The organism is Clostridium polynesiense, assembly GCF_000820705.1.
Classification (GTDB): Bacteria; Bacillota; Clostridia; order Clostridiales; family Clostridiaceae; genus Clostridium_AA; species Clostridium_AA polynesiense.
In genome coordinates, this window is record NZ_CCXI01000113.1 from 1 (window position 1) to 14585 (window position 14585).

Below are 14585 nucleotides of genomic sequence, written 5' to 3' on the forward strand. Positions count from 1 at the left end.
AATTTTCTTTAAATACTTTTCTTTAAGGTCATCTTCAATAGGCTCAACGTTTGCTACAACATAATCTATCACTCCGCTGCCTATATGTGAGTATATGGTCTTTACGTGATCTGCCACGGTAAAATTATCAGTTTCGCCGGGCTGAGTCATAATGTTAGACACATAAATCCTGATAGCCTTAGTTCTTTTCACAGCATTGGCTATATCCTTTACCAGAAGATTAGGAAGAACAGAAGTATATAAGCTTCCTGGACCCATTATTATGGCATCTGCATCATATATTGCCTCTAAAGCATCAGGAAGTGCCTGTGCATTTTCAGGCTCTATCATAAGCCTCTTAATGCTTGACTTTTGCTCTAATGCCTCTTCAGGTATAACAGATTCACCTTCCACTATACTTCCGTTGCTAAGCTCTGCTTTAAGCTTCATATCATCCAGGGTTACCGGAAGAACCTTGCCTGTAACCGCCAATACAGAGCTCATCTTCTGTACCGCATCCTCAAAATTATCTGATATGCCATCCATAGCAGCTAAAAAGAGGTTACCAAAACTTTGATTTTTAAGTCTTCCATCTTTAAATCTATACTGAAGCAGCTCCTCCATAAGGGGCTCTGTATCAGCAAGGGCTAAAATACAGTTTCTTATATCTCCCGGTGCAAGCATTCCCAAATCTTCTCGAAGGTCTCCTGAACCTCCTCCGTCATCAGCTACGGTAACAATAGCAGTTACATTAGAGGTATAATATTTTAAACCTCTAAGCATTGTGGATAGCCCTGTTCCTCCGCCGATAACCACAATTCTTGGTCCTTTAACTAAAAGCCTTTTTTCATAAATAAGATTTTCAATCTTTTTATTATCAAAGGATACCTTCAAGTACCCTTTATTAATAAGGGCTACAATAGACTTCATACCTTCTGTAACGGATATATACAGTATAAAAAAACCTGATGCATTTAAGAATAACCAAAAAAGCTTATAGTTTAAAGTGTACCACTTATGAATTACAAATTCATTTATTCCAAATCCAATAAGCAGTATTCCCAACAAGGCAAATAATATCCATCTTTTAATTTTTATTCCCGGCCTGAGCCATTCCCACATCCTCATAGCTTAGAAGCACCTCTATTCACATCTTCGTTTATATCTCTGTGTTCTATGTTTGCTTTGTAGTTATTTTTTATGAGGTTTTCATATAAAGCATTTGCTATGGCAACGGATCTGTGTCTTCCGCCGGTACAGCCTATAGCAACTATGAGCTGTCTCTTTCCCTCTCTGGTATAATTAGGAATAAGGAAATTCAGCATGTCGATAATTCTCTCCATAAAACCTTGAGTTTCTTCATGTTCCATAACATATTTTCTAACCGGTTCCTCCATACCTGAAAACTTTTTAAGCTCAGGTATATAAAAAGGATTTTGTATAAACCTTACATCAAATACCAAGTCAGCATCTACAGGTATTCCGTATTTAAAACCAAAAGAAAGCACCGTTACCGATAAATGTCTATCTATCTTACTGTTATCTCCGTATAAAGAGGTTATTTTTTCCCTTAAATCCCTAATGGCAAATTTTGAGGTATCCACAATGGTGTCTGCCCTGTCTCTAACCTCTCTGAGTCTGTTTCTTTCATTAGTGATTCCTGTAATAATCCTTCCATCCGGTGCCAAAGGATGCCTTCTTCTTGTTTCTTTAAATCTCTTTACCAACACCTCATCGGAAGCATCTAAGAATAAAATTTCATATTTAAATTCATGATCCTTTAAATAATTCAAGCTTTGAAAAAGGCTGTCAAAGAATGTTCCTCCTCTTATATCAATTACCAAAGCTATCTTTTCAATTTTGCCTTCACTTTGTACACAGGCTTCTGCAAACTTAGGTATCAACGTAGGGGGAAGGTTATCTACACAGAAATATCCTAGATCCTCTAAGCTTCTGGTGGCTTCCGTCTTACCTGCTCCGGATAACCCTGTCACAATTATAAATCTCATTTAATTCCTCCTCCTGTTTATATCAAGTGATTATAAGCCTTCACCAATATATATTTCACATACATTATTATTATAATCTATTAATGAATAATATACAGTATTTTCTCTGAAGGTTAAAGGATTTGTTTATAGATTATTTGTAATTTACAGGCTTTGATTCCTTTAAACATTATTAAAAGCTTTAAAGAGATTTTTATATATTATGGCATTATCCTGGTTCTGTCTCTTGGAAGCAGCGAGGCTTCTCTTACATTCTTCAACCCCAAAAGCTGAGAGGTAAGCCTTTCAAGTCCGATAGCAAGACCTCCATGAGGCGGAACTCCATATTTAAATATTTCAGTATAGTAATTGAAATCTTCAGGCTTCAATCCCTTCTTTATCATGCTTTCTACAAGCATTGAGTAGTCATGAATCCTCTGTCCTCCTGTAGTAATTTCAAGTCCTCTGAATAATAAGTCGAAGGAATGAGTGCTTTCCTCCCCCTGAGGCATAGTATACATAGGCCGTTTTTTACTGGGGTAATGGGTTAAAAATAAGAATTCAGAAGAAAATTTCTCTCTTGCATATTGAGAAATCAGCTTTTCTCCCTCAGGATCTAAATCTCCATCTAAATGCTCTTTTCCATACTTGTTTTTAAGTATATTCAAGGCTTCCTTAAGAGGCATAAAAGGAATTTTTTCCGGAACCTTTGGAACTGACACCCCTAATATATCTAAATATTCTTTCCCCTCCTTTTTAAGCTTTTTAAATATATACCTTAAAAGCTTTTCTTCAAGCTCCATAACCTCCCTTTCATCTTCAATAAACCCCATTTCTAAATCTAAACTTATATACTCATTAAGATGTCTGCTTGTATTATGCTCCTCCGCTCTATATACTGCAGCTATTTCAGAAACCCTTTCATAGCCTGCTGCCACAAGCATCTGTTTATAAAATTGAGGGCTTTGAGCTAAATATGCGGTGTTTTCAAAGTATTTAACAGGAAATATAGCAGTTCCTCCCTCTGCTCCTCCTCCCACTATTTTGGGAGTAAAAACCTGAGTAAAGCCTTCATTGGTTAGAAACTCCTGAAAGCCTTGAGCTATTAATGCTTGAACCTTAAATATGGAATTGTTTTTAATATGCCTTAAACTTAAAACTCTGTTGTTCAGTTGTGTTTCCAGATTTGCTTCAAGGCTATCCTTATTTATATCTAAAGGTAAATCTTCTGTTACTCCCTGTATTATATCTAACTCTTCACCTTGAATCTCCACATTTCCATACTTGTTTTTTCCTTCTGCTGCCTTTCCGTATATGCTTACTACAGCTTCATTTTTTATATTTTTAATATTAAAGCTGTCATTATCAAATATCACCTGCACAAATCCGGTTCTGTCTCTTATTATAAGAAAGCTCACCCTGCTGAGCTTTCTTATCCTGTGAACCCATCCCTTAATCAGTATTTTTTCGCCAATATAGCTTTCCAGGTCATTTATCAAAATTCTTTTCATTCTTTCCCCTCCTTTTTTATATAAAAAGAAACCCTCATTCCCAATGTAGGAATGAGGGTTTCTCACGGTGCCATCCTGCTTAACTGAATAATCAGCTCTCTTTAAGGCTTTAAGGGTGTCATCCCTTCTGTACTACTGCTTCTTCATACAAAATTCTCTGAGATGTCTTTCGGCTAAATCCTGCTGTGAGTCTTACACCCTCTCTCACTCGCTTTAAGCAGCAATAAAACCTACTATTCTCTTCATAGAATAAATATTTATAAATCATTATACATTATATGCCAATAAAAGCAAGTATTTTATATATTATGTTATTTATTTTTACATCCTGCTTATTATACTTGTAAAGCTCCCTCTAATGCTTTCAGGAATTTTTCATTTTGATATCTTGTTCCGATGGATATCCTTATCCAGCCAGGCATGCCAAGAAGAAATCCCGGTCTTATTATTACACCATGCTTCAGTAGATAATCAAATATTTTCATGTCATCTCCATTAATATTCACCATTATAAAATTGGCGTTTGAATGAATATATGGAAGGTTCATATCTTTAAATGCATCAAATAAATATTCTTTTTCTTTTTTATTGCTCTCATGAACCAGTTTTAAATAATCATCATCTTCAATGGCAGCTGCTGCAGCAGTTTGAGCAAAGAGATTTACATCAAAGGCATTTATAACCCTGTTAAAATACTGCACAAGTTCTCCATGAGCTATACCGTAGCCGCATCTTAAGGAAGCAAGTCCATATGCTTTTGAAAAAGTCCTCAATATAATCATATTTGGATACTCAGGAAGGAGCTTAATGGAATCAGGATAATCTCCATCCGTTACATATTCATAATAAGCTTCATCCATGATTATATAAACACTTTCAGGGATACGCCCTAAAACCCTGTCCAATTCCTTTTGAGTAAACATTCCCCCTGTAGGATTATTAGGATTACAAAACCATATTATTTTTGTTTTTGGAGTTATCCTGTCTACCATAGCCTCTATATCTAAAAAATTATCTTTAAGAGGAATCTTAACTACAGTACCGCCCATTAGTTTCGTATTATCCTCATATCTTGCAAAGGTCACTTCCCCCATTATAGATTCCTCTCCGGGATTTAATAAGGTCTGGCATATAACCCTGATTAAAGAATCCGAACCGGCTCCACAGAAAATCTGATTCTGCTCTACCTTCAACTTTTTTGCAATAGCTTTTTTAAGCTCATAAGAGGATGCATCAGGATAAAGTGCAGACTCCTCAATAGTTTTCTTAAGTACTTCCTTCACCTTTGGAGAGCATCCTAAAGGATTTTCATTAGATGCCAGCTTTATTACTTCATCCAGTCCAAGATCCCTTTTAACTTCACTTATAGGCTTACCAGCAACATATTTCTCAATATTTAAAACCTCTGGTCTTATGGAATAATCTCTTAATGTTCCTGTTGACACTGCATATTCCCCCTTTATACATACAAATTCTTCCTACAGAAATTGTAATATTTTTCTGAAATTTCCGCAAGAATAACTGCTAGCACTTTATCAGATTAAATCAAGCAAAAAAAGTGGAGGCAAAAATCCTTTCCGGATTTTTGCCTCCGCTTTTATATGTAATTATAAATGGTCTTATCCATGGTGAATATGTATAATTCAGAGTACATAAGACCATTTTAAAGTTTCATATTCTATTATTATTGATTAGCAGCAAGTACATTGGATTCAGGAACATCCTCACCAATTATCCTTACCTCTGGATGTAAATCTACGTCAAACATCTCTTTAACAGTTTTCTGAACATGCTCTATAAGGCATAATATGTCCTTTGCTGAAGCATTATTTTTATTTATTATAAATCCGGAGTGCTTTTCTGAAACTGATGCTCCTCCAAGGCAATAGCCTTTTAATCCTGCATCCTGAATGAGCTTGCCGGCATAATGACCTACAGGTCTCTTAAAGGTACTTCCTGCAGAGGGATATTCCAAAGGCTGTTTCTCTTCTCTTCTAGCGGTAAGCTCATCAATCCTGGCCTTTATATCCTCATATATACCTTTCCTAAGGTTAAATTTTGCTTCTAAAACCACATACCCCTTCTGCATCACTGCACTGGTTCTATATCCTAGTTCCAATTCTGAATTGTTTAGCTTCTTAACATTTCCATTTTCATCTATAACCGTAGCCTCGGTAATAACATTAACAAGTTCGCCGTCATAGGCTCCGGCATTCATAAACACCGCGCCTCCTACGCTTCCCGGTATACCGCAGGCAAACTCAAAACCAGTAAGGCTGTGCTTTAAAGCAGCAGATGAAACATCTGCCAGTAAAGCTCCGCTGTCTGCCGTGATTTCTTCCTCATTTACAGTTATTTTATTTAAATTTGACAGTTTTATAACTACTCCTCTTATTCCTCCATCTTTTACAAGGAGGTTAGAGCCATTTCCTATTATAATATAATTTATATTTTCAGCTTTACAAAGATTTACAACCCTCACCAGCTTTTCTTTTGTAGAAGGAGTAACCATTATATCTGCAGGTCCTCCAACCTTAAAATAAGTATGATCCCTCATTGGTACATCTAATGCCATTTCGTGTTCATCCAGTATATCCTTTAACTTTATGCTGAATTCTATTTTCTGATTCATTATTTATCTCCTCGATTAAAATTAATTCTCCCTCGTTTTAAACAAAAATTATTATACCATAAAAAGCTGCCAATAGTATACAACACTAATTAATGTTAAAAAACCCATAACCTTATGTTCAATATTTTGTAACTTTTTGGTGTTTCTTATTACTTTTTGTCTTTAAAATATCTTTTTATGTTTTCTGCAGCCTTTTTATCTATGGAGGGTGTTGCTAAAAGCTCTTCCATAGATGCTTTTCTTATATTTTCTACGCTTCCAAACTTCATAAGAAGGTTTCTCCTTCTCTTTTCCCCTATAGAAGGAATATCTTCTAATATGGAATGAAGGGTTCTTTTATCCCTAAGGCTTCTATGATAGGTTATTGAAAATCTGTGGACCTCATCCTGTATTCTTGTTATCATATGCATTACATTAGAATTTGGTGCTATGGCAAGCTCCACGCCATTAAATATCAGTCCCCTGGTTCTATGCCTGTCATCCTTCACCATGCCGCATACAGGGATCTCTATATTCAACTCCCTTAGGACTTCAACGGCTACATTAACCTGACCTTTTCCACCATCCATCATAATCAAATCCGGAAAGTAGGAAAATTTACCTTTAGATAACTCCAGATTTCTTTCCTGAATAGATTTTATTTCTTCCAGACCATGGAGAAATCTTCTTTTTAGAATTTCCCTCATACTATCATAATCGTTAGCTCCCTGGACACTCTTTATTTTGAACCTTCTGTAATCGCTGTTTTTAGCCTTGCCTTCTTCAAAGACTACCATGGTTCCCACAGAATCCATCCCCTGAATATTGGAAATATCATAAGCCTCTATTCGTAAGGGAAGCTCCTCCAGCTGAAGTACTGCAGCCAGCTCTGTAAGGGATATTTTATTAATTTCTTTATCCTGGAGAATCTTTGTTTTAAACTGCTCTAAGGTAATTTTCGCATTGCTTCTTACCATATTAAGCAGCTCCTTTTTTTCTCCTTTTTGAGGAATTTTAATGAATACTCTGGAACCTTTTTTTGTGGTTAAATACTGCTCCATAAGTGTTAAATCAGCAACCTCCGGAACATATATATTTCTGGGAATAAGGGCAGTGCCTCCATAAAAGCTGCTTATAAAATCCTGAATAAGCTCTTCCTTATTCTCATCTGCAGTATTTTCAAAGGTAAAGTGCTCACGACCGTTAACCTTACCTTCTCTTACGAAGAACACTTGTATACATGTATCCTTTTCGTCGCTGTAAAAATCAATAAAATCTTCATCCTCTGATCGAGAGGTAAATATTTTCTGTTTTTCAGCAATTGCCTCTACGGCAACTAGCTTATCTCTGTATTTAGCCGCAACTTCAAATTCTAAATTTTCCGCTGAAGCCTCCATTTTTTCTTTTAAGTCTTTAACTATGGAAGAATTTTTACCATGAAGGAGATCGATTATTGATTTGATCATTTCTCCATATTCCGCCTTGCTTATGTAAGCCGCACAGGGTGCCTTGCATTGATGAATATGATAATAAAGGCATGGTGTAGTTAATTCTCCACCTTCTATTATTACCCTTTTACAGGTTCTTAATGGAAATATTTTGTTTATCAGATTTATGGTTTCATAAACCGCTGTACCATTTGTATATGGTCCAAAATACATATTTCCGTCCTTTGCATAATTCCTTGTTACAAACACCCTGGGAAAATCTTCATTGGTAGTAATCTTTATAAAAGGATAAAATTTATCATCCTTTAATAAAATATTGTATCGGGGCGAGTACTTTTTAATGAGATTTCCTTCTAAAATTAAAGCTTCCATCTCATTATCAGTAATAATATACTCAAATTCCGCAATATTTTTTACCATGGCTCTAACCTTTTCAGAATGGTTTTTAGAGCTTTGAAAATACTGCCTTACCCTGTTTTTTAATATTTTTGCCTTTCCAACATAAATCACTTCACCCAGGGAATTTTTCATTATATAAACTCCCGGTTTGTCCGGCAATATCTTTAATTGATATTCAAAGTCAAATATGATAATCCCCTCCGGCTTCTCTTTTGATTTTTTACTTAACCTTTAAGGCTGTTTTAAGCACCTTTCCTGCTACCTGAGCTGCAGCTACTCCTCCTAATCCTCCATTTTCTACAATCACCGCTATGGCTACTTGAGGATTATCTGCCGGTGCAAAACCTATGAACCATGAATGGGGTTCTGCATCCTTTCCGTTAGGGAGTTTGTAATCGGCAGTTCCGGTTTTTCCCGCAGCATTTGTGCCATTAAATACTTTTTTCCAGTCTCTCTTCATCTTGTCATCTACCAAGGATTTCATATAATCCTTTATTATTGCAGCATTATCTTTAGATATAACCGTTTGTACAGGTTCCGGCTTCATGCTTTTTACCGTTCTGCCTCCGCTGCTCAATATCTCCTTCATAATAAGAGGCTTCATCATAACCCCGTTGTTTGCAATAGTAGCAGCTACTAAAGCCATCTGCATAGGAGTTGCCACTACACTGCTCTGTCCTATACCGCTTTGGGCTATATTTCCCACCTCATAGTTTTCAAGTTTTGGAAATTTGCTTTCTGAAATATAAATATCCGGAGAAGGTATTTTACTGTTAAAGCCAAATTTTTCAGCTGTTGCTTTAAGCTTATCATTGCCTAAATCCATTGCAATTGTACCAAAAACCACGTTGCTGGAAACGGCAAAAGCCTGCTTTAAATTAAGCTCTCCATAAGCCTTTCCTCCGTAATTGCTTAAGGATTGAGTTTTATTGAACTCAATTTTCCCCTTATCCTGAAATTTTTGCTAGTTATTCCCTGTATATTTTCCAACGCACTGGCAGTGGTTATTACCTTAAAGGTAGACCCTGGAGGATATATTCCGGAGGTTGCTCTGTTTATAAGAGGTTTTCCCTCTTCATCAGTGTTTACATCCTTCCATATCTCACTTAAATTATTAGTATCATAGGAAGGCTTTGAAACACTTGCAAGAACCTCTCCGGTCTTGGGATTTAACGCTACTACTGCTCCCTTATTATTTCCTAATGCATCGAAGGCAGCCTTCTGTATATCCCAATCCAGGGTGGTAACTAAATCATTACCCTTTTTCTCCTGGGATTTTGTCCTGTTGTTGAATTCTTCTTTAAAGTTTAGTTTGCTCAAAAGTGCATCTATACTTGCATTAATGACATCATATTTAATGAGCTCCTCGTCAAATTTGCTTTCCAATCCCGCTAATCCGTACGCAGGATCCACATACCCCACTATATGGGCAAAGCTTTCTCCACCGGGATACTGCCTTTTTTGATTGAGCTCAGTCTTTTCTACTGTTTTTGCTAACACATTTTTATTTCTGTCATATATTACTCCTCTGGTAACTTGATTTCTCTTTACCCAAAGCCTTTTATTTTCAGGTCTTGCAGCTATTGAACTGGCTTTGAAAAGTTGAAAATATCCTATATATGAAATCAAACCTATAAAAAGCAGTAAAAATATTACTAAAACCTTTTTTATATTTGATGTTAGATCATTATTATTCATACTACCCCTCCTCTGATATCTTTTGCAGAATGCCAAGTGCAAAGAACATTGTGAGCATGGAGCTTCCTCCATAACTAATTAGAGGCAGAGTAATCCCTGTTAGAGGTATTAAATTAAATACTCCCCCGATTATTACCAGCACCTGTGAAGCTATCATAGCGGAGAAGCCTACAGCCGCCAGCTGCGAGAAACCATCATCAGCCTTAAGAGCTGCTCTCATGGTTCTATAGAAAAGAAGGAAATATATTATAATAATTCCCACTGCTGTGATAATTCCCAATTCTTCAGTTATTATGGCAAATATATAGTCAGTGGTTTTAACAGGAACCCATTTAGGAAAACCTTGTCCAAGCCCTAAGCCCAATAAGCCTCCGGAAGAAATGGCGATAAGCCCCTGAACTATCTGATAGCTTTCATCATTGGCATAAGCCCAGGGATTTTTCCATATCATAACCCTGTTTCTTATATGCCCAAAGAGCTTGTAGCTTATAGTGGCCCCTATGGAAAACAATCCTAAACAGGCTGCTATATATTTAAGCTTTGAGGTGGCAATATACAGTATAGTAATAGATATTCCAAATATTATAAGAGCTGATCCCAAGTCCCTCTGAAGTACCATAAAGCCTAAAGAAATCATAACTATTAAGGCAGGCTCTATAAGCTGCTTGAAGCTGCTGTAGCTTCTAAGCGCCGCGGCCAGATAAAGTATTAAAAATATCTTTCCTAGTTCTGAAGGCTGAAATCCAAAGCCTCCAATATATACCCAGTTTTTAGCTCCGTATATTTCTTTCCCAAAAAATGTTGCCATCCCCATGAATATGAGGGTAGCTGTTAGATATACATACTTATACTTATGAAATCTTTTTAAATCCGGAAGAAGAACTACAATTAATATATATCCCGCCATTCCCAGAACAAACCACACCACCTGCTTTATAGCAGACACCATAGTTATCCTGTAAAGCATAGCAACCCCTATTACGGAAAGAATGCTGGCAAAGATCAGTATATATTTATCTCCATCGGGATAAAATTTTCTTATTATAAAATGTGCATATCCTATAAGCAGGCACATTACCCCTCCCATTATGAGGGCTCCTTTATCTATAGGCTGCTTCAGCAGTGCTAAGTTTAAAAAAAGTGCAATACTTAGTAAATATGTTAAAAGAAGCATTCGCTTCTCTTCCTTAAAGCTGCGCATTATATCATCTCCATTATCCAATAACTCTGAAGGTCAAGCTTCCCATCTTTATTTCATCCTCTTCCTCAAGCTTAACCCTGCCATATATTCTGCTGCCATTTAGTATTGTTCCGTTTGTACTGTCTAAATCCTCAAGTATAAACTCTCTGTTTTTAACGAATATCTTAGCATGATGCCCTGAAATATACTGATCCGTTAAAACTATGGTATTATCCTCTTTTCTTCCTAAGGATATAACCCCTCTTATAGGCACTACAGAGCCTTTTTTCAGATTTTCATTTTCACCGGGATCCAATACTTCAAGTCCCAATTCATATTCTGGAGAATCGCTGCTCCTTCTTTTATTACCTGTCTTCACATCTTTATACATTATCTTCAGTGCATAAAAAATTATAAAATAAATAATGACAACAAAAATTATGGTAAAACCAAAGCTAAGTAATTTCATAAAACTCATATCATCCACTCCATAAGTAATTATAATTATTCCGATACTATATTACTATAATCCTTATTATATAAGAACTTAATTAGATTATACACCATAATATTATACCACAGGAATTTTTCTAGTTATTAAACAAGGGTTAAAAAAGCTGCACTTCACAATATATTAATATTTATGTAATAATATTAACATTTGTCAGGTGCCTGGCACCTGACAAAACAGAAAAAATGTCAGGTGCCAGGCACCTGACAAGTGACATTCTATTTAAGTACTCTTTTTAGGTATTGAGCTGTATAGGATTTTTGGCTCCTGCAGAGTTTTTCAGGAGTGCCTGTAGCTATGATGGTACCGCCTTTATCTCCTCCCTCAGGACCAAGGTCTATAATATAGTCTGCACATTTAATAATATCCAGATTATGTTCTATTACCACCACGGTGTTCCCTGAATCTACAAGCCTCTGAAGTATTGCGATAAGCCTCTTTACATCATCGATATGAAGCCCTGTGCTTGGTTCGTCAAGAATATACAGAGTCTTACCTGTGCTCCTTTTGGAAAGCTCATAAGCAAGCTTTATCCTTTGTGCTTCTCCTCCGGAGAGCTGTGTGGAAGGCTGACCAAGCCTTATATATCCTAAACCTACATCGTAAAGGGTCTGAAGCTTATTTTTAATTCTTGGAATGCTTTCAAAGAATTCTAAGGCTTCTTCTACAGTCATGTTTAAAATATCATCTATATTTTTCCCCTTGTATTTTACCTCTAAGGTTTCTCTGTTATATCTCTTGCCCTTGCATACTTCGCAGGGAACATAAACATCAGATAAAAACTGCATTTCAATTTTAATTATTCCGTCACCACTGCAGGCTTCACACCTTCCGCCTTTTACATTGAAGCTGAACCTTCCGGGTTTATACCCTCTCATCTTCGCTTCAGGAGTGTTTGAAAACAACTCTCTTATAATATCAAAGGTTCCTGTGTAGGTTGCAGGATTGGATCTTGGAGTTCTTCCTATAGGGCTTTGGTCTATATCAATGATTTTGTCAATATTCTCATAGCCCAATATTTCCTTATGCTTTCCAGGTATAGTTCTGGCATTATTTACAGCCTTATTTAACCCTTTATAAAGCACCTCATTTATAAGGGTACTCTTTCCTGAACCTGACACTCCTGTTACAAGGTTAAGGGTTCCTAATGGTATATCCACATTAACATTTTTAAGGTTGTTTTCTGATGCTCCCTTTATGGTTATGAATTTACCATTCCCCTCTCTCCTCTTTTCAGGTATTTCTATGACCTTCTTACCTGTGAGGTACTGAGCGGTAATTGATTCCTCTACCTTCATAACCTCTTCAAGAGGACCTGCTGCAATAACCTTTCCACCGTGCTCACCGGCACCAGGACCTATATCCACTATAAAATCCGCTTCTCTCATAGTGTCTTCATCATGCTCTACCACTATAAGGGTATTTCCTAAATCTCTAAGATGCTTTAATGTTGCAATAAGCCTGTCATTATCCCTTTGATGAAGCCCTATACTAGGCTCATCAAGTATATAAAGGACGCCCATTAGGCTTGAGCCTATTTGAGTGGCAAGCCTTATCCTTTGAGATTCCCCTCCGGACAGGGTTCCTGAATTTCTTGCAAGATCTAAATAATCCAGCCCTACATCTATAAGGAATTTTAATCTGCTTCGTATTTCCTTTATTATTTGACCGCTTATTATTTCATTCTTTTCAGAGAACTTTAAATTCTCTACATATTCAAGCTCTTCACGGACAGAAAGCCTGGTGAATTCATTTATATTTTTTTCTCCCACAGTTACAGCAAGAGCTTCAGGCTTTAACCTAGCCCCCCTGCATTTTGGACATGGGTTATCGCTCATGTACTGCTCAATATCTGCTTTAATACTGTCTGATCCCGTTTCCATATATCTTCTTTTTAAGGAATTTATCTCTCCTTCAAAGTTATGATAAAACTCTCCTGAAGAATATTCCCTATCGTATTGAACCTTCAGCTTTTCTCCCTTTGTACCGTAAAGCAGTATATCTACAACCTTCTTTGGAAGATCCTTTATAGGAGTATTTAAATCAAATTTATATTTTTTACTTAAGGCTCTTAATATGCTGTAGGTCCAGGAATCCTCTTTAAGTCTTCCTTCTCCCCAGGAAGCAATAGCACCTTCCATTATGCTTTTATTTTTATCAGGGATAACTAAATCCTCATCTATTTCTAAAAGAGTTCCTAAACCATCGCAGTGATCGCATTTTCCAAAGGGTGAGTTAAAGGAAAACAGTCTCGGTGCCAATTCATCTATGCTTATACCGCAGTCGGCACAGGCAAACTTTTCTGAAAAAAGCATATCTTCCTTATCTATTATATTTATAATAACCAGTCCCTCAGCCATCTTTAAAGCAGCTTCAATAGAATCTGAAAGCCTTCCGGCGGAATCTTTTCTCACAATAAGCCTGTCTATAACAGCTTCTATATTATGCTTTATATTTTTTTCAAGCTTTACTTCTTCTTCCGTTAAATCGATTATTTCTCCATCTATTCTCGCTCTGATATATCCGTTTTTCTTAATATTTTCCAGAACCTTTTCGTGAGTTCCTTTTCTTCCTCTGATAATAGGTGCAAGCACCTGTATTTTAGTTCTTTCCTCAAGCTCCAATACCTTATCCACCATTTGATCCACTGTCTGCTGGGTTATTTCCTTACCGCATTTAGGGCAGTGAGGAACTCCAACTCTGGCGTACAACAGCCTTAAATAATCGTATATTTCAGTGACGGTACCTACTGTAGAACGAGGGTTTCTGCTGGTGGTCTTTTGATCTATGGATATAGCAGGAGATAATCCTTCTATATATTCCACATCAGGCTTATCCATCTGACCTAAAAACTGCCTTGCATAGGCTGACAATGACTCAACATATCTTCTTTGCCCTTCAGCATACAGGGTATCAAAAGCAAGTGAAGACTTACCTGACCCTGAAAGCCCTGTAAAAACCACCAATTTATCTCTTGGTATTACAAGGTCCACATTTTTTAAGTTATGAACTTTTGCGCCTTTAATCACTATTTTATCTCGCATAAACTTAATAACCTCCAGAGCAATTACCATTTTGCCCATTTAATAATTTTAATCTATACCTGAACACTTGTTCGATATAATTTTAATTCTTTTAAAGTATTATGTCAATTCTATTTATACAAACACTAAATATTATTTCCCAAAAACAGATATTAATTATAACTCTATATTTTTATTTGTCAACAGAGAAGCCATGATAATATTTAACTCATATAA

Annotated in this window: 9 protein-coding genes, 1 pseudogene and 1 other annotated feature; all 10 genes and pseudogenes read right to left on the minus strand. The window is 36.4% G+C overall.

Annotated features, from left to right (window positions below; all coding sequences use genetic code 11):
• Positions 1-1107, minus strand: a 1107-nt coding sequence (locus tag TA89_RS10655) for a gluconeogenesis factor YvcK family protein (RefSeq protein ID WP_040213287.1), incomplete at its 3' end; no start/stop codon positions are given.
• A complete protein-coding gene (rapZ, locus tag TA89_RS10660; protein WP_040213289.1) occupies positions 1104-1988 on the minus strand; it encodes an RNase adapter RapZ in 885 nt (294 codons plus the stop codon). The genes rapZ and TA89_RS10655, both read right to left, overlap by 4 nt.
• 200 nt (positions 1989-2188) lie before the next feature.
• Positions 2189-3478 (minus strand): aspartate--tRNA(Asn) ligase, encoded by a 1290-nt coding sequence (aspS, locus tag TA89_RS10665; protein WP_040213337.1) that lies wholly within the window; start codon positions 3476-3478, stop codon positions 2189-2191.
• Between the two features lie 44 nt (positions 3479-3522).
• Positions 3523-3733, minus strand: a binding site (T-box leader).
• 80 nt (positions 3734-3813) lie between these two features.
• On the minus strand, positions 3814-4923 hold the full coding sequence (gene hisC / locus TA89_RS10670; protein WP_052447441.1) for a histidinol-phosphate transaminase: 1110 nt from the start codon (positions 4921-4923) through the stop codon (positions 3814-3816).
• 239 nt (positions 4924-5162) lie between these two features.
• Positions 5163-6110: a UDP-N-acetylmuramate dehydrogenase gene (gene murB, locus TA89_RS10675; protein WP_040213291.1), complete on the minus strand. Its 948-nt coding sequence runs from the start codon at positions 6108-6110 to the stop codon at positions 5163-5165.
• 149 nt (positions 6111-6259) lie between these two features.
• Entirely contained in the window at positions 6260-8125 is a 1866-nt protein-coding gene (gene uvrC, locus TA89_RS10680; protein ID WP_040213293.1) for an excinuclease ABC subunit UvrC, read from the minus strand.
• A gap of 31 nt (positions 8126-8156) precedes the next feature.
• Positions 8157-9634: pseudogene (locus tag TA89_RS10685) on the minus strand (peptidoglycan D,D-transpeptidase FtsI family protein).
• Between the two features lies 1 nt (position 9635).
• Positions 9636-10835: an FtsW/RodA/SpoVE family cell cycle protein gene (locus tag TA89_RS10690; protein WP_040213339.1), complete on the minus strand. Its 1200-nt coding sequence runs from the start codon at positions 10833-10835 to the stop codon at positions 9636-9638.
• A gap of 13 nt (positions 10836-10848) precedes the next feature.
• Positions 10849-11292: an FHA domain-containing protein gene (locus TA89_RS10695; protein ID WP_040213295.1), complete on the minus strand. Its 444-nt coding sequence runs from the start codon at positions 11290-11292 to the stop codon at positions 10849-10851.
• A gap of 251 nt (positions 11293-11543) precedes the next feature.
• Positions 11544-14369 carry an excinuclease ABC subunit UvrA gene (gene uvrA / locus TA89_RS10700; protein WP_040213296.1) on the minus strand — a complete coding sequence of 942 codons (2826 nt, stop codon included), beginning with the start codon at positions 14367-14369 and terminating at the stop codon, positions 11544-11546.
• Positions 14370-14585 lie beyond the last annotated feature (216 nt).